This window comes from Sulfuriflexus sp., from assembly GCF_032250955.1.
Taxonomy (GTDB): Bacteria; Pseudomonadota; Gammaproteobacteria; order AKS1; family AKS1; genus Sulfuriflexus.
On record NZ_JAVVES010000015.1, the window covers coordinates 16834 to 33434 of the forward strand.

14 protein-coding genes and 1 tRNA gene are annotated in these 16601 nt (G+C 56.2%); 4 read left to right on the top strand and 11 right to left on the bottom strand.

All coding sequences use genetic code 11. From position 1 onward, the window contains the following. Window positions 1-60 precede the first annotated feature (60 nt). The 3 genes from RQ738_RS04205 to murJ all read right to left on the bottom strand — a co-directional run bounded on the left by RQ738_RS04205 (window position 61) and on the right by murJ (window position 3081). On the bottom strand, window positions 61-435 hold the full coding sequence (locus RQ738_RS04205; RefSeq protein WP_314162270.1) for an endonuclease domain-containing protein: 375 nt from the start codon (window positions 433-435) through the stop codon (window positions 61-63). Window positions 436-522: 87 nt separating this feature from the next. Further along, entirely contained in the window at window positions 523-1455 is a 933-nt protein-coding gene (ribF, locus tag RQ738_RS04210) for a bifunctional riboflavin kinase/FAD synthetase (RefSeq protein WP_314162272.1), read from the bottom strand. Window positions 1456-1518: 63 nt separating this feature from the next. Beyond that, a complete protein-coding gene (murJ, locus tag RQ738_RS04215; protein ID WP_314162275.1) occupies window positions 1519-3081 on the bottom strand; it encodes a murein biosynthesis integral membrane protein MurJ in 1563 nt (520 codons plus the stop codon). A gap of 185 nt (window positions 3082-3266) precedes the next feature. Between murJ and rpsT the strand changes: the two genes are divergently transcribed. Next, the gene (gene rpsT / locus RQ738_RS04220; protein WP_314162276.1) at window positions 3267-3530 is read left to right on the top strand and encodes a 30S ribosomal protein S20; all 264 of its coding nucleotides are present in this window, start codon (window positions 3267-3269) and stop codon (window positions 3528-3530) included. A 192-nt stretch (window positions 3531-3722) separates the two neighbouring features. On the opposite strand, the gene RQ738_RS04225 is transcribed toward rpsT, so the two are convergent. The 5 genes from RQ738_RS04225 to rplU form a co-directional block, all read right to left on the bottom strand. Next, complete coding sequence (locus RQ738_RS04225) at window positions 3723-4310, bottom strand: DUF302 domain-containing protein (RefSeq protein WP_314162279.1); 588 nt, start codon at window positions 4308-4310, stop codon at window positions 3723-3725. 182 nt (window positions 4311-4492) lie between these two features. Further along, the gene (gene proB, locus RQ738_RS04230; protein WP_314162284.1) at window positions 4493-5614 is read right to left on the bottom strand and encodes a glutamate 5-kinase; all 1122 of its coding nucleotides are present in this window, start codon (window positions 5612-5614) and stop codon (window positions 4493-4495) included. 44 nt (window positions 5615-5658) lie between these two features. Then, window positions 5659-6756: an Obg family GTPase CgtA gene (gene cgtA, locus RQ738_RS04235; RefSeq protein WP_314162285.1), complete on the bottom strand. Its 1098-nt coding sequence runs from the start codon at window positions 6754-6756 to the stop codon at window positions 5659-5661. Between the two features lie 76 nt (window positions 6757-6832). Continuing rightward, window positions 6833-7090 (bottom strand): 50S ribosomal protein L27, encoded by a 258-nt coding sequence (gene rpmA, locus RQ738_RS04240; RefSeq protein ID WP_314162291.1) that lies wholly within the window; start codon window positions 7088-7090, stop codon window positions 6833-6835. 27 nt (window positions 7091-7117) lie between these two features. Further along, window positions 7118-7429, bottom strand: a complete 312-nt coding sequence (gene rplU / locus RQ738_RS04245; RefSeq protein ID WP_314162296.1) for a 50S ribosomal protein L21 — start codon at window positions 7427-7429, stop codon at window positions 7118-7120. Between the two features lie 214 nt (window positions 7430-7643). Between rplU and ispB the strand changes: the two genes are divergently transcribed. After that, a complete protein-coding gene (gene ispB, locus RQ738_RS04250) occupies window positions 7644-8612 on the top strand; it encodes an octaprenyl diphosphate synthase (RefSeq protein WP_314162300.1) in 969 nt (322 codons plus the stop codon). 6 nt (window positions 8613-8618) lie between these two features. Next, window positions 8619-8695: transfer RNA gene (locus tag RQ738_RS04255), tRNA-Pro, on the top strand. Window positions 8696-8927: 232 nt separating this feature from the next. Here the strand turns inward: RQ738_RS04255 and ssb are convergent. The 3 genes from ssb to RQ738_RS04270 all read right to left on the bottom strand — a co-directional run bounded on the left by ssb (window position 8928) and on the right by RQ738_RS04270 (window position 13686). After that, the gene (gene ssb, locus RQ738_RS04260) at window positions 8928-9431 is read right to left on the bottom strand and encodes a single-stranded DNA-binding protein (RefSeq protein ID WP_314162302.1); all 504 of its coding nucleotides are present in this window, start codon (window positions 9429-9431) and stop codon (window positions 8928-8930) included. 158 nt (window positions 9432-9589) lie between these two features. Then, window positions 9590-12112: a putative bifunctional diguanylate cyclase/phosphodiesterase gene (locus RQ738_RS04265; RefSeq protein WP_314162305.1), complete on the bottom strand. Its 2523-nt coding sequence runs from the start codon at window positions 12110-12112 to the stop codon at window positions 9590-9592. A gap of 203 nt (window positions 12113-12315) precedes the next feature. Further along, complete coding sequence (locus RQ738_RS04270) at window positions 12316-13686, bottom strand: MFS transporter (protein ID WP_314162307.1); 1371 nt, start codon at window positions 13684-13686, stop codon at window positions 12316-12318. A gap of 70 nt (window positions 13687-13756) precedes the next feature. On the opposite strand from RQ738_RS04270, the gene uvrA reads away from it, so the two are divergent. After that, complete coding sequence (uvrA, locus tag RQ738_RS04275) at window positions 13757-16576, top strand: excinuclease ABC subunit UvrA (RefSeq protein WP_314162309.1); 2820 nt, start codon at window positions 13757-13759, stop codon at window positions 16574-16576. The last annotated feature ends 25 nt before the right edge of the window (window positions 16577-16601 follow it).

The following is a 16601-nucleotide window of genomic DNA, read 5'->3' on the forward strand; positions in this document are numbered from 1 at the left end:
ATTGTTTTCTTTCAGCTTGGTATTTTTAGAAAAAGTATCCTCATCAGAGGAGTTAACTGGTTAACTCCCTCTCCCTCCGGGAGAGGGTTGGGGTGAGGGAGCTGTAATCAGGCGAAAGTATATCTGCTTGAGCACAGCATTAGTGTCCTCCAGTATCTCATGACTCCAAAAACGCATAACCTCATATCCCATAGATCGTAAAATATCTGTTCGCCTCGAATCGTATTTCACCTGTTCTATATGTTGTCCACCATCGGCTTCCACTATCAGCCTGGCCTCGAAAAATACGAAATCCACGATGTAAGGCTCAATTACTACCTGGCGCCGAAATTTATATCCGGCTAATCTACAATCTCGCAAATGTTTCCATAACAACATCTCAGCATCAGTCGCTTGTCGACGAAGAACCCTTGTCAACGATTTCATATTTTCCATCCCCTCTCCCTGTCCCTCTCCCTGGGGGCGAGGGGACGTATCGTTAAAGCCGTTCCATGGCCTTTGCTCTGGTACAACTAAAAACACTTACTCTCGTTGCGCAAAAAACGCCCGCGCAGCATTTGCATCTTTATCAATCTGTTTGCGCAGTTCTTCAAAGGAAGCAAACTGCTGCTCATCGCGCAGCTTGTGCACAAATTCAACACTCACGTTCCTGCCATAAATGTCGGCGTCAAAATCAAACAGGTGCACCTCGAGCAGGCTGCGCGTGCCATCCACCGTCGGGCGTGTGCCGATATTCGCCACACCCTGCACCGGCTCGCCTTCGATGCCAAACATTTCCACCGCAAACACGCCCTTTATCGGCGTGTTAGTACGGTGCAGGTGTATATTGGCGGTGGGAAACCCGATGGTCCGCCCGCGCTTGTCACCGTGCGCGACCCGCCCACACATACGGTAGGGGCGCCCCAGCAATTGTTCTGCCTGACCTATCTCGCCTGCGGCGAGGGCCTCGCGGACTCTTGTGCTGCTGACCCGCTCACCATCAATAGCAAAGGTATGCAGGTTGACGACCTGAAAACCGTGCTGCTCTCCGGCCTTGCGCAACAGCGCAAAGTCACCGCGCCGGTCTTTGCCAAAGCGGAAGTCATCCCCAACCACAAGGTAGCGGACATCCAGCCCCTTGAGCAAAACGTGCTCAATAAATTCTTCCGCTGGCTGCGCGGCAAACTCGGCATCAAATCGCAGGCAGAGCAGGCGATCCACCGCATAGCGCGCCAGGGCCCGGATCTTCTCGCGCAACCGCGTCAGACGCGCCGGGGCCTTATCCGGCGCAAAAAATTCCATCGGATAAGGCTCAAAGCTGATCACCACGGAGGGCACGCCCAGTTCCGCGGCCTTTTCCGACAACTGGCCCAGCACGGTCTGATGGCCCAGGTGCACACCGTCAAAATTGCCGATGGTCGCAACACAGCCCCGGTGCCGTGGGCGCAGATTATGATAACCGCGAATGAGTTCCATACGTGCTCAGGCCTGATGAAAGGATATATTATAAGGCATAGTCAATCTGCGTCAGCGTTGATTTTACGTGGTTCGGCGCAAAGCGGCCGGGCGCAGGCCCATAATCCAGAGTATCAGCAGATAACTGACGCCACCGCCGGCAATCCAGAGCAGCAGCTGCGTGCCCCGCTCAGACCAGCTCCAGCCCGTCCAGCGGCTCTCGTCGGCTGTGCCCAGCCAGAGCACCGCGAGCATGCCCACTAGCGCCACCCCTACCTGCAGGCCCAGGCGCCACCAGCCTGGCTGTGGCTGATAAATCGCCTGCCGGCGTAGACCGCGCCAGAGCAAACCAGCGTTCAGCCAGGCAGCCAGCCCCGTGGCCAGGGCAAGGCCGGCATGCGGCCCGGCTATGCCATAAATCACCATGGGCACGACAAATAACAGGTTCAGGCCGATATTGGCGAACATGGCCCGGATCGCGATGCCGACAGGTGTTTTCATGTCCTGCCGCGCATAGAAGGCCGGCGCGAGGATTTTGATGAGGATAAAGGCCGGCAGGCCGATCGCATAGGCCATCAGGGCCAGGGCCGCCATCTGCACATCAGTCGCGGCAAAGGCATCATATTCAAAGAGTGTTGAAATGATCGGTGCCGCGAGCATGAATAACCCCATGGTGGCAGGCAGCCCTATGACCAGCACCAGCCGCAGGGCCCAGTCCAGCGTGCGTGAAAAGGCCCGCGGGTCGGTCCCGGCATGCTCCTGGGAGAGCCTGGGCAGAATCACAGTGGCCAGCGCAATGCCAAACACACCGAGTGGAAACTCCACCATGCGATCCGCGTAATACAGCCAGGTCACGCTACCGGTGATCAGGAACGAGGCGATGATCGTGTCGATGAGCAAATTAATCTGCACCACGGATGTGCCGACAATCGCCGGCAACATCAAGCGCATGATCTTACGCACCCCGACGTGTCTGCGCCCCCAGCGCGGCCAGCGTAGCAGGCCGAGGCGGGCCAGAAACGGTAGCTGGAAGGCCAGTTGCACCAACCCGGCAATGAAGACACCCCAGGCCAGGCCGGTCACGGGTTCGGCCATCTGAGGCGCCAGCCACACCGCTGCGCCGATCATGCTCAGATTGAGCAGGATCGGCGTGAAGGCAGGCACGGCAAAACGCCCAAAACTGTTGAGTACGCCACCGGCGAGAGCCGTTAGCGAGATCAGCATCAGGTAGGGAAAGGTGATGCGTAGCATGTCCACGGTCAGGACATACTTGTCGCCGCCCTCGAGGTAGAAGCCCGGACCGAAGACGATCACCAGCCATGGTGCAGCAAGCTCGGCAAGGATAGTCAGTACTAACAAAATACCGCCCAGCGTACCGGCGGTATTCGCAATCAGCTCCTGCAGGGCGCGCCTGTCCTGTTTCGCCTTGTATTCGGCCAATACCGGCACAAAGGCCTGGGAAAAGGCGCCCTCGGCAAACAGGCGGCGAAAGAAATTCGGGATCTTGAAGGCGACGAAAAAGGCATCGGTACCGGCCTCTGCACCGAAAACCCGGGCGATGACGATATCACGCACCAGGCCAAGCACGCGCGAAAGCAGCGTATTTCCACCCACCACCGCGGTCGATTTGAGCAGGCGCTGGCTCATTCGACTGGTGACCGGGCAAATAGGCTATAACTAACTGTTTTTCTTTCTTTTTTCACGGCGCATAGCATAGCACGACAGCCGCCTGCGCCCAAACTGCCTGGCCATGGCGACAGATTTGACAAATGCGGTGAAAATCAGCATAGTTACGCGCTTTTCCAGACAGATTTTTAGCAGGAGCTTTAACCGTGGCCAACTCCGCACAAGCAAAAAAGCGTGCTCGCCAGGCGGAAAAAAACCGCCGTCATAACGCAAGCCAGCGTTCTATGTTGCGTACTTACATCAAGAACGTCTATAAAGCCATCGCTGAAGGCGATAAGACCAATGCCGAAGCTGCCTACAAGGCCGCCGGTCCGGTTATCGACAGCATGGCCGGCAAGGGTCTTATTCACAAGAACAAGGCTGCTCGCCACAAGAGTCGTATGAATGGACACGTTCGCGCTATGGCTTAACAGCATATTACGTGTTCGAAAAAAAAAAGCCGCTCATTGAGCGGCTTTTTTTTACATTGATGAATGCGGATTGATGATCGATGATCGTCGGGCACTATCTGCAAGTCGATTCACTCATCGCCAGGTTTAGTCAACAGACGAAACACCTCCTGCTAATCTGACACATTCATCAATCATCAATCATCAATCGCTTTAAAACTCTCCCGCAGCACCGCGACGCATAATAGCCAGAATCGTGTCTCTGACCTTTTCAGCCTCTGCCTTCAATTCCGGTGGCAAGGTTGTACCACCGTGGATCATCATGTCCATATTCAGGGTATAAAGCCAGGCCTTGCCCTGCTTGTCTTCCACCATGGCCACACGACAGGGCAGGTAAGCAGAAAAGGCATCACTGAAATCGAGCATCCTGACCGCTGTTAACGGGTCACAGAACATATAAATCTTCAACAGACGGTGGGGCTTGCCGGTTATGGCCTCAACCTCCGAGCTTAGCGGCAATTCACCAACATTTTTTATATTGTACTCATTGGCAACCGAGCGCATTGCTGTTTCGGCATCAGCCGCACTCACGCCATCAGCAAGCGGAACCCGCCAGACAGTCGCCTCTGCCGCGTTGCCGGTTTTCAGCACCGTCTTCATCATATCCAGATAGACGCTACCTGCTTTTGGGTCCAGGTTTTGTGCTGCACGGATCTCATCCTTAAAGTAGACCGCACTGCCCACGCCACCAATCACAACAATGAAGCCGATCACCGCAAACAATCTTCCGAGAATAGTCATTTTCCTCTCCTTAATGAAATTTGTGTCAGCACATCGATGAGCCAGTCTTGTAAAATGACTGGATTAAACACTAACAGAGCTTGACGCCGTCATCTACCTCCGGGAAGCCTGCTTCAGGCAAAAGCAGGCTTGTGCAAACTGAAAGGTTTTGACGCTAGCCGGGCTAGCATAGAAAACGACGTTTATGAAAGGACGAGGTTATCACGGTGGATCAGCTCAGGCTCGCCGACATAGCCGAGCAAGGCCTCGATACGGTCACTGGCCTGCCCCATGATGCGGCGTGTTTCTTCGGCATTGTAGTTAATCAGGCCGCGGGCGATCTCACGTCCCGAGGCATCCACACAACGCACCACCTCGCCACGGGCAAACTCGCCCTCTATGGCGGTGACGCCAACGGCCAGTAAACTGCTGCCTGCCTCGCTCAGTTTTGCAACTGCGCCGGTATCGAGTTGCAGGGTGCCACGCATTTTTAACTGGCCGGCCAGCCACTGCTTGCGCGCGGCCAGCACTTCACTTTCCGCTGTCAGGAAAGTGCCTACCTCTTCACCTGCGTGGATCGTCGCCAGCACATTTTCATTTCGCCCGGAGGCGATCACGGTCGCCGTACCGGAACGTGAAGCCAGCCGCGCGGCGCGAACCTTTGTAAGCATGCCGCCGCGACCAAGTGCGGAACCCTCACCGGCCATGCTGATGAGTGAATCGTCCTTGGCCTCGGCCTGGCGGATTAATTTCGCGTCGGTATTACTGCGCGGGTCGCTGTCGAAGAGGCCTTGTTGATCGGTCAGGATCACAAGCATGTCGGACTCAACCAGGTTGGCGACAAGCGCGGCCAGGGTATCGTTATCACCGAAACGGATCTCATCGGTCACCACAGTGTCATTTTCATTCACGATCGGAATGACGTTCACGCCGTGCAGGGCGCGCAGGGTACTGCGCGCATTGATATAGCGCTCGCGATTCGAGAGGTCTTCGTGGGTTAATAATATCTGCGCGGTATGAATGCCGTGCTTCTGAAAGGCTGACTCGTAACACTGCACCAGCCCCATCTGGCCGACGGCGGCGGCAGCCTGCAGCTTGTAGACTTCATGGGGGCGTTTTTGCCAACCGAGTCGCTGCATGCCGGCGGCGACCGCCCCGGAAGAGACCAGTGTCACCTGCACACCACTGTTGCGCAGGGCCACGATCTGCTCGACCCAGGTGTGAATGGCTATGGCATCCAGACCACGGCCGTCATCGGTCAACAGGGCGCTGCCGATCTTGACGACCCAGTTTTTTGTCTTGGAGATGTCCGCCCTGTTTTTCATTGGTATTGATTCTAATCGAGGCTCGTGGCCGAGGCCAGCCACGGTTATGTCTGATCTGACGCGTCCCTTGATTCAGCCCTGGCCTTTTGGGTCTCACGCTCGGCTTGCTCGAGACGCTCTTTTTCTTCCCGGGCGCGTTGTTCGATGTAATCCATGATCGCACCCATAAGTTCTCTTGTACCCTCGCCACTGACGGCGGAGATTTTAAAAACCGGTCCCGTCCACTCCAGGCGATCAATGATATCCTGGCAATGAGCTTCACGCTCGTCTGCCGGCAGAACGTCAAGTTTGTTCAGCACCAGCCAACGCGGCAATGTCGCCAGTTCCGCACTGAATTTCTCCAGTTCGGCGGCCAGCACCCTGACGTCCTTAACCGGGTCATTGAGTCCGCCCGGCGGGGCGATATCAACCAGGTGCAGCAGCAGACGTGTGCGTGCCAGGTGCTTGAGGAAGCGAATCCCCAGGCCCGCGCCTTCCGCGGCCCCTTCGATAAGACCGGGGATATCCGCGATGACGAAGCTGCGATGAGTCTCGATACTGACGACGCCCAGGTTCGGATGCAGGGTCGTAAACGGATAATCCGCTACCTTCGGACGCGCCGCCGAGACCCTGCTTAACAGCGTCGATTTGCCGGCATTGGGCAGACCCAGCAAACCGACATCCGCCAGCACCTTCAACTCGAGGTGCAGGCGGCGACGCTCACCCGGCGTACCCGTTGTCGCCTGCCGCGGCGCACGGTTCGTGCTGCTCTTGAAGTGGATATTACCGAGACCGTGATGGCCGCCTTGCGCCACCTTGAGCATCTGTCCCTGGGTGGTAACGTCACCGAGCATTTCCTCGGTGTCCCTGTCCCAGACCATGGTGCCAAGTGGAACCTGGATATAAATATCCTCGCCGCCCTTGCCGGTACATTGCCGGCCCATGCCGTTCTGGCCACGCTCCGCCCTGAAGGACTTGGTAAAGCGAAAATCGGCCAGGGTATTCAGGCCCTGTTCACCGACAAAGTAAACGCTGCCGCCATCGCCGCCGTCGCCACCATCCGGGCCACCCCTGGGAATGTACTTCTCGCGGCGAAAACCGACGCAGCCATTGCCGCCGTCGCCGGCTTCTACCTTGATGTTTGCTTCATCGACGAATTTCATTGTTCACGTCTCGGGTAAAAACAAAAAAAGCCCCGTCAGCAGACGGGGCTCTTGTGCTGGTATGAACCAGGAAAGCTTATGCTGCTACGATGCTGACAAAGGTCCGCTTTTTCGGGCCCTTGACTTCAAAAAGCACCTTGCCGCTGGCCTTGGCAAACAGGGTATGGTCGCGACCACAACCGACATTGCTGCCAGGATTAAACCTGGTGCCACGCTGGCGAACCAGGATGTTACCGGCGAGGACGTCTTCACCACCGTAACGTTTCACGCCAAGCCGTTTTGACTCTGAATCGCGACCGTTACGTGTACTACCGCCTGCTTTCTTATGTGCCATGGGTATTGCTCCTCAATCTGTTCTGCTTCAGCCGGCAATGCCGGTGATTTCGAGTTCTGTATAGGACTGGCGATGGCCCTGTGTCTTGCGCGAATGTTTACGACGACGGAACTTGATAATGCGAATCTTTTCGCCGCGACCGTGAGACTTCACGGTTGCCGTTACCTTGCCGCCATCAATGTATGGTTTGCCAATCTTTACATCGTCGCCATTCGCAACCATGAGTACTTTATCAATATCAAGAGAGGCGCCCACATCAGCAGTCAGCTTCTCGACCTTGAGGGTCTGGCCTTCCGTTACTCGATACTGTTTACCACCGGTCGCAATTACCGCGTACATACTTGTTCTCCAAAAGGGCTCGCCGATGCGAACCACACATAACCTGAAAGGCCGGAAATTTTATACATATCGAGGCCTTAGGTCAATTCGCAATTGCATTTCCCTAATTATGCTTGAGCTATCGTAACTGATTGATTAATATATAAATCAATCAGAACTTGACCGATTCGGGCCATATCCCTAGCATGCAGCCTGCTTTGTAACGAGAAATATAATGGATTTGAACGCCGTACAGCGCCTGATCGCCGACGATATGCGGGCGGTCGACACGCTCATCAAGGCCCGACTCGACTCCGAGGTCGTGCTGATCAACCAGCTTGGTCATTATATCGTCAATAGTGGCGGCAAGCGACTGCGCCCCATGCTGCACCTGCTCTGTGCCCGTGCGGCCGGCTATGAGGGCGAGCAGCATCATGCCCTGGCGGCGATCATCGAGTTTATCCATACTGCCACCCTGCTCCACGATGACGTCGTAGACGGCTCCATGCTGCGTCGTGGCCAGGATACCGCCAATGCCCTGTTTGGCAACGAGGCCAGCGTGCTGGTGGGCGATTTTCTCTATTCCCGGGCCTTCGAAATGATGGTCGACATTGGTGAAATGCGGGTCATGGACATCCTCTCGCACGCTACGAATACGATCGCCGAGGGAGAGGTCATGCAGCTGATGAATGTGCATGATGCGGATACCAGCGAGGCCAACTATCTCAATGTCATTCACTGCAAGACTGCCAAGCTGTTCGAGGCCGCCGGCCAGCTTGGCGCGGTGATCCAGGGGGCCTCCGCGGAGATGGAAAAGGCCCTGTCGGAATACGGTATGTACCTCGGCTCGGCCTTCCAGCTCATTGATGATGTGCTCGACTACAGTGCCAGCAGCGAGGATATCGGCAAGAACATCGGCGATGACCTGGCCGAAGGCAAGCCGACCCTGCCCCTGATTTATGCCATGCGTGAGGGCAGCCCTGAACAGGCCGCGCTGGTCCGCCATGCCATTGAGACGGGAGGCCTGGAACAGATCGACGCGGTGCTCGAAGCCGTTGAATCTACCGGCGCCATCCAATACACTGCCGATTCTGCGCAGCGGGCAGCCGACAAGGCTATTGCCGCCTTGCAGGTTCTGCCCGGCTCGGAATACCGTGATGCCCTGCAGACACTCGCCGAGTTCTCGGTGAATCGCAGTTATTAGACTTTACGGCGTGTAGCGCAGCCTGGTAGCGCACTTCGTTCGGGACGAAGGGGTCGGAGGTTCGAATCCTCTCACGCCGACCAGTTTAAAAGACATTGATGATCTAGGATTGATGATTGATGATTTCATCAAACATCTGTAACTATCTCTCGCTTCACAGACTTTCCTGTGCTTCTCAGTCAAAATCTCAATAAAAAACGCCCGGTATTAACCGGGCGTTTTTTATTCACGTCAATGACGACTATCGATGAATCCAAATTGATGCTTATTGCTTACCCAATCATCAATCATCAATCATCAATCCGAAATCATCAATCAGAACGGTATGTCATCATCGAAGTCGTCGAAGCTGCCGCCGCCTGAACTCCCCCCGGAAGGAGCCGAGCCACCGGACGGTGCATTGCCGCCTGCTGGCGCACCGCCAGCGGACTGTCCGCCGCCGCCGAAGTTACCGCCGCCGGCGTTACCACCACCCGTGCCACCACGGCTGCCGAGCATTTGCATTTCATTGGCAACGATCTCGGTTGTGTAACGATCCTGACCGCTCTTGTCTTGCCACTTGCGGGTTTGCAGGCGGCCTTCGACATAAATCTGTGAGCCCTTTTTAAGGTATTCGCCCACGATCTCCGCCAGTCGAGCAAAAAAGACCACGCGATGCCACTCGGTCTTTTCCTGATTCTCACCACTTTGTTTATCTTTCCATGATTCCGTGGTGGCCACGGTAATATTGGCTACAGCACCGCCGTTCGGCATGTAGCGTACTTCCGGGTCTGCGCCCAGATTGCCCACCAGGATTACCTTGTTTACTCCTCGAGCCATTTCCGTCTCTCCGTATCGTTCGTCGTATGATATTCAGCTATGTTCAATAAATAGTGATCGGCGGCAAACCGGCCCGATCACGTCCGTACCATTATAGTGTCTAACCAGCCTGGCGAGGGGAAAAATAAAACCATGAAAAACAGTGAGATAAAAACGGACTACGATACGGCCCTGGATGCATAGTCGCGTATCCACTTGGCCAGCTCGATCTTCGGTAATGGACGGGACAGGTAATAGCCCTGGGCAACATCACACTTGAGATTACGTAACTGCAGCAAGGTCGTCTGGTTTTCCACCCCTTCGGCAACCACCTTGAGGCCGAGGTTATGCGCCAGTTCAATCGTCGAGTGCACGATGATCGCATCGTTCTCATCTTCGAGCATATTGATAACAAATGATTTGTCTATTTTCAGCTCGCTCACCGGCAACATTTTCAGGTAACCCAGGGAGGAGAAGCCGGTACCGAAATCGTCCACTGACAAGTCAATACCCATGACCGCCAGTTCAGACATAATCCTTCTCGCCATGACCGGATCATTCATCATCGCACTTTCGGTAATCTCGAGTATGACGGAGGATGCCGGCACATCATGTTCATGCAGGGCCTGGGCAATGCTGCCAGGAAAACGGCTGTCCTGCATGTTTCGGGCCGACAGGTTTATCGACAGGCGTATTCCCTGGGTGCGGATACTCTCTGCACATTCGCGCAAGGCGGTATTCACCACCCAGTGTGTTAATACATCAATCTGTCCGGTATGTTCAGCCATGTAGACGATATGTTCCGGCGAGATATAACCAAACTGCGGATGCTCCCACCTCAGCAAGGCTTCCATCGCAACGATCTCTCGCGTAAAGATATTCACCTGTGGCTGGTAATACAGCTGCAGGTGACGTGTCTGTTCTAGTTCATTGTGCAGGTCACTGACCAGCGTCAGCTTATCGAGACTGCCCTCGTCCTGCGACTGTTTATAAACGCTGTAACCCTGTTTGTTGCGCTTCGCGTTATACATGGCAACATCCGCATGGCGCAACAGGGTATCGGCATCGTCACCGTGTTGTGGGTAAACCGCGATCCCGATACTCACGCCGACATATAAATCCTGTGATTCAATCGAGAAGGCTTCGTTGAGTATGTCGATAATCTTGCCGGCAAACTCAGCGCCGTGGGCCATATCGGCATTCGGGGCGACGATCGCAAACTCGTCTCCACCCAGTCGCGCCACCGTATCGGAGTCTCGCAAGACACTCTTGAGCCGCTGACCGACATGCTGTAACAATTGATCACCAACCGCATGACCGAGGGCATCGTTTACTTCCTTGAACCGGTCGAGGTCGAGTAACAGTACGGTCATCGGTTGTGTGTTGCGACTCATAATATGGATCGCCTGTTCAATACGGTCACTCATCAACGCCCGGTTCGGCAGACCGGTTAACGCATCATGCAGGGCCTGATCCTCGAGGGCCATTTGGCGCTGATGAATCTGCAATCGCATATTATTGAACGCAGTAACCAGTTGGTTGACTTCCTGGCTGCTCCTGTCTTCCAGCTCGTACTTGCCTTTCTCACCATCCTCGGTAATTGCCTTCGCAATGGCCTCGATAGGCTTGAGCACCGAGCGTTCAATCATGAAATAAACCAGGATTAAAAATGCCAGTGCCAGGCTGGCGAGCCCCCAGAGTTCGTAACTGATCCTGATTGCCGCGCTCCGCACCTGTTCCACGTTCTTGCCCATCCATACGTGCAGACCGCTTTGCAGCGAATTCAGCGCGGCGTACACCTTTTCCTGGTTGGGGCGTATGACATTGGTCATGTACTCAAGATCGGCGCGCCATAATTTGGAGGCGCGCAATTGCTTGGCGGTCTCCCAGTTTGTCACCCACTCAGCGGCCGCCTGCCGCATCGTGTCCACGGCCAGTTCAGATTCAAAACCCAGCTTGCCGGCATCCCGCAGGCTTTCCAGTTCAGTCAGCCGGGTCTCTATCTCTGTAATGAAATTTTCAATATTGGCTTCCTGCGCGATCTTTCTTGTGGCATTCAGACCGGCAAAGCGAATAACCACCGCACGAAAATCCAGCACCATGTAGCGCCACAGGTCTCTCACCTCGTCAAACTTGCCATACAGGGGGGAGGCATAAGAGCGGCCATCTGTTTCAGCGATTTCGTTCATTGCCTGGCCCGCAGCGGTGTCAAACTCGATATTCGGATCAAACAGCTTTTCCCCGATATACGGCAACAACGGGTAGACCCAATTGGCATCGCGGCGCTTCTCAATCAGGTAGTCAACCTTGTCCCGCAATGAGCTGAAGGTCACTTCCAGCGTCTTCAGTTCGGGGGTCAGGTGGGCGTTAGCAGCGACGTAAACCTCGTTGAGAGTAATGAGTGTCTGTCCCGCACTGTGCAAATTTTCGACAATCGTCAATTCGTGCTCGGCATCCGGGTTCAGGAGCATTGCATTCAGGGCACTGTCTGCGGTCCAGATACTGTTACGGATCTCGGCCATGAGTTCCTCGACCTGATTCTGCATGGTCAGGGCCTGGGTATTGCTTTGCGTCACCTTATCGGTATACCAGTTGGCCAAAAGCGCCCCAGCCAGCAACAGCACCGCCAGAAAAGTAGCGATGCTCAGGTAGCGACGCCGGAGACTGCACAGGCGCAACGATTCATTTGAATTTGCAGGCATTTGATAACAGATCAGTCAGTGAAAGAGGCGACCGTGCCAGAATAACCATGAAAGTCCGTTCACATGATCATAAAGATAGCGTTACTACATAGTATAGCGTCCATAGCCGAAGATGCTTAAATAGACAGGAAACGATAAAAACCGGGGGAAATCGCTCACGGCCGGCCTTGAAAAACAGTAACTATTTGTATTTTATATATTTATCACCTGGAGAACAGGCTATCCAGGGCCTCGCGGTCAAGCTGACGATTATCCACTTTCAGGTAAGCAACCTGCTCGTCCCGCACCACGGCGACCTCGACCACGCCGGTCACGGCTCTCAAGACCTCCATCAGCTCCTCATTCGAGCGGCTATCGGCGTCCTCAAGGTGCACCATCAGGTTAGCGAGATAGCGTGGCGAACGCATGCTCACCGCCAGCAGCCACCACAACGCCACCATGGCGGCACAAAAGATAAACACGCCACTCGTACCATATTCACCATAGGCCCAGCCGCCAACACCCCCACCGAGGAAGGCGCCGAAAAACTGCGAACTCGAATAAATCCCCATCGCGGTGCCCTTTTTCTCGGCCGGCGCGACCTTGCTGACCAGCGAGGGCAAACTGGCCTCGAGAAAATTAAAGGCACTAAAGAACAGCCACAGGATGACCACGAAGGCGACCATGTTCGCATACCACTGCGACAATGCCAGTAGACTCAAACCAAGGATGCTGACCGCACCGATGAAAACGGGCTTCATGCGCTGCTTGCGCTCGGCAACAATGATAAAGGGCACCATTGTCACGGCCGAGAAGAACAGGATCGGCAGATAGACCCAGCTGTGATGCACGGCGGCGATACCCAGCTCGTCACGCATCACCAGGGGCAGGGCCACAAAGGTGGCGGTCAGGATCGTATGCAGGATCAGGATCCCGGCATCGAGTCGCAACAACTGGCCATCATGCAAGACACTGCTGGCCTGTTCAGGCACCAGCCCGGCATCGCGGTGCAGGGAAGTGTGCCCCGGCTGCGGAACACTGAACCAGAGTATCGCGATAGCGCCCACCGCCAATACGGCGGTCAACCAGAATATACCCTTTACACCCACTGTTTCATTCAGCAACGGGCCGGCTACCAGGGCGAGGGCAAAGGCCGAGCCGATGCTCATGCCGATGACAGCCATGGCCTTGGTACGTTGATCTTCGCGGGTCAGATCCGCGGTCAGGGCCATCACGGCAGCCGCCACCGCCCCGCAACCCTGCAGCGCGCGACCGAGAATAATCACGAACAGCGAGTCAGCCGTCGCCGCCACGACGCTGCCTGCGGCAAACAGCAACAGGCCGATAGTGATGACCCGCTTACGGCCAAACCGGTCGGAGGCCATGCCAAAAGGGACCTGCAGCAAGGCCTGGGTCAGGCCGTAAATGCCGATCGCCAGGCCAATCAGGAACGGCGTGGCGTCAGGCAGGCCGTCGGCATAGAGGCTGAAAACGGGCAGGATCATGAATAACCCCAGCATACGTGTCGCCATGATAGAGGCCAGCGATAGCGCAGCGCGTCGCTCTGTGGGGCTCATGCCTGTGGATTGTTGCATAGAGATTCTACTTTGCGCCTTGGCTAAAAATCAGCGTATATTAGCAGGTTGATTTAGCGCTGGAAATTCAATGGACACTATACACATTCGCGGTGCCCGCACCCACAACCTGAAAAATATTAATCTCGACCTGCCCCGCGACAAACTGATCGTGATCACCGGCCTGTCCGGCTCGGGTAAGTCCTCCCTGGCCTTTGACACGATCTATGCCGAGGGTCAGCGCCGTTACGTCGAATCGTTGTCGGCCTATGCCCGCCAGTTCCTGTCGATCATGGAAAAACCGGACGTCGACCACATCGAGGGCCTGTCACCGGCCATCTCGATTGAGCAAAAATCGACCTCACACAACCCCCGCTCGACGGTCGGCACGGTCACCGAGATCTACGATTACCTGCGTCTGCTGTTCGCCCGCGTCGGTGAGCCCCGCTGCCCGGAACATGACATCAGGCTTGATGCGCAGACCATCAGCCAGATGGTCGACCACACCCTGGCACTGGAGGAAGGCGCCAAACTCATGCTGCTCGCGCCCATTGTCGAGAATCGCAAGGGGGAGCATGTGCAACTCTTGCAGGAGATGCACAGCCAGGGCTTTATCCGCGCCCGCATTGATGGCGAGGTCTATGAACTTGATGAGCCGCCAAAACTCGACCTGCGCCGCAAGCATACGATTGAAGTCGTCGTCGACCGCTTCAAGGTCCGCGATGGCCTGCAGCAACGCCTCGCCGAGTCCTTTGAAACCGCCATCAGCCTGACCGACGGTATTGCCCGCATCGCCTGGATGGAGGGCGGCCACGCTGACATCGACTTCTCGTCCAAATTTGCCTGCCCGGTATGCGGCTACAGCATTAGCGAGATGGAACCGCGCATGTTTTCCTTCAATAACCCGGCCGGGGCCTGCCCTGAATGTGATGGCATCGGTGTGCAGCAGTTTTTTGATACCGAGCGCGTAGTCCTGCACCCGGAACTGAGCCTGGCCGCCGGTGCCGTGCGCGGCTGGGATCGCCGTAACGCCTATTATTTCCAGTTATTGCAGAGCCTCTCGGCACATTACGGCTTCGATATCGAGCAGCCATTTAACGAACTGCCCGAGACAATTCAGAACGTGCTCCTCTACGGTAGTGGCGAAGAAGAGATCACCTTTACCTATTTCGGTGACAAGGGCCGGGGCACAAAACGCAAGCATCGCTTCGAGGGCATTATCCCGAACATGAAGCGTCGTTATCGCGAGACCGAGTCGAATGTGGTTCGCGAGGAACTGGCCAAATACATCAGTCACCAGCCCTGCACGAGTTGTCATGGCACGCGTCTGACCACTGCGGCCCGACACGTATTTATCGATGCCCGCACCCTGCCCGAGATCACGGCCCTGCCGGTCGGCCGCGCGCGGGATTTCTTCACCGCGCTGGATCTGCCGGGACGCCGCGGCGAGATTGCCGGCAAGATCCTCAAAGAGATTAACGAGCGCCTGACCTTTCTCGTCAATGTCGGCCTGGATTACCTGAGCCTGCAACGCAAGGCCGAGACCCTCTCCGGAGGCGAGATGCAGCGTATCCGCCTGGCCAGCCAGATCGGCGCCGGCCTGGTAGGGGTGATGTACGTCCTGGATGAACCCTCGATTGGCCTGCATCAACGCGACAACCAGCGCCTGCTCGATACCCTGACCTACCTGCGCGATCTCGGCAATACCGTGATCGTTGTCGAGCACGATGAGGATGCTATTCGCAGTGCCGATTACGTGGTCGATATCGGCCCGGGGGCCGGTATCCATGGCGGGCACGTTGTCGCCACCGGCAAGGTTGATGACATCCTCGCCTGCCCGGAATCCCTGACCGGGCAATTCCTCTCCGGGGCCGAGGTGATCGCTGTGCCTGCACAGCGCACCCCGATCGACAAACAGCGGGTGATCGGTATCCGTGGTGCGGCAGGCAATAACCTCAAGGATGTCGATGTCGATATCCCGGTCGGTCTGATGACCTGTGTCACCGGGGTCTCCGGCTCGGGCAAGTCAACCCTGATCAACGACACCCTGTACCGTGCCGCCCACCTGGCGATCAACCGCAGTGGTGATGACCCGGCAGCGCACGGGACTATCGAGGGCCTGGAACAGTTCGACAAGGTCGTCGATATCGATCAGAGTCCGATCGGGCGCACGCCGCGCTCCAACCCGGCCACCTACACCGGGCTGTTTACCCCGATCCGTGACCTGTTTGCGCAGACCCCCGAGGCGCGCTCCCGCGGCTATACGCCCGGGCGCTTCAGTTTCAACGTCAAGGGCGGCCGCTGCGAGGCCTGTCAGGGCGATGGCGTCATCAAGGTGGAAATGCACTTCCTGCCGGATATCTACGTGCCCTGCGACGTCTGCAAGGGCCAGCGCTACAACCGCGAGACGCTGGATGTCCGCTACAAGGGCAAAAATATCCATGAGGTGCTGGATATGACGGTCGAGGATGCGCTGGCCTTTTTCAGCAACGTGCCGGTGGTGGCCCGCAAGCTGCAAACCCTGCTTGATGTCGGCCTGACATACATCCGCCTCGGCCAGAATGCCACCACGCTCTCCGGAGGGGAGGCACAGCGCATAAAGCTGTCCCGTGAACTCTCCAAGCGTGATACCGGGCGCACGCTGTATATCCTCGACGAGCCGACCACCGGCCTGCATTTCCATGATATCCGCCAGTTGCTTGCGGTCCTGCACCGTCTCCGTGACCATGGCAATACGGTGGTTATCATCGAGCACAATCTGGATGTCATCAAGACCGCCGACTGGGTCATTGACCTGGGACCGGAAGGTGGCGACAACGGCGGGGAAATCCTGATCAGCGGTACGCCGGAGGACATTGCAAGGTATAAACCCTCCTATACCGGACAGTTTTTAGGGGCTTTGCTAAAATAGGCCGGGATTCTGTTAGGCTTTTAAG

Excerpts from the sequence above, each read along its gene's own strand:
- rplU (WP_314162296.1), bottom strand. The coding sequence starts at position 7,429 with ATGTACGCGGTAATTGCGACCGGTGGTAAACAGTATCGAGTAACGGAA.
- RQ738_RS04225 (WP_314162279.1), bottom strand. The coding sequence starts at position 4,310 with ATGACTATTCTCGGAAGATTGTTTGCGGTGATCGGCTTCATTGTTGTG.
- murJ (WP_314162275.1), bottom strand. The coding sequence starts at position 3,081 with ATGAGCCAGCGCCTGCTCAAATCGACCGCGGTGGTGGGTGGAAATACG.
- ribF (WP_314162272.1), bottom strand. The coding sequence starts at position 1,455 with ATGGAACTCATTCGCGGTTATCATAATCTGCGCCCACGGCACCGGGGC.
- RQ738_RS04270 (WP_314162307.1), bottom strand. The coding sequence starts at position 13,686 with ATGCAACAATCCACAGGCATGAGCCCCACAGAGCGACGCGCTGCGCTA.
- uvrA (WP_314162309.1), top strand. The coding sequence starts at position 13,757 with ATGGACACTATACACATTCGCGGTGCCCGCACCCACAACCTGAAAAAT.
- RQ738_RS04265 (WP_314162305.1), bottom strand. The coding sequence starts at position 12,112 with ATGCCTGCAAATTCAAATGAATCGTTGCGCCTGTGCAGTCTCCGGCGT.
- cgtA (WP_314162285.1), bottom strand. The coding sequence starts at position 6,756 with ATGAAATTCGTCGATGAAGCAAACATCAAGGTAGAAGCCGGCGACGGC.
- proB (WP_314162284.1), bottom strand. The coding sequence starts at position 5,614 with ATGAAAAACAGGGCGGACATCTCCAAGACAAAAAACTGGGTCGTCAAG.
- rpmA (WP_314162291.1), bottom strand. The coding sequence starts at position 7,090 with ATGGCACATAAGAAAGCAGGCGGTAGTACACGTAACGGTCGCGATTCA.
- RQ738_RS04205 (WP_314162270.1), bottom strand. The coding sequence starts at position 435 with ATGGAAAATATGAAATCGTTGACAAGGGTTCTTCGTCGACAAGCGACT.
- ssb (WP_314162302.1), bottom strand. The coding sequence starts at position 9,431 with ATGGCTCGAGGAGTAAACAAGGTAATCCTGGTGGGCAATCTGGGCGCA.
- ispB (WP_314162300.1), top strand. The coding sequence starts at position 7,644 with ATGGATTTGAACGCCGTACAGCGCCTGATCGCCGACGATATGCGGGCG.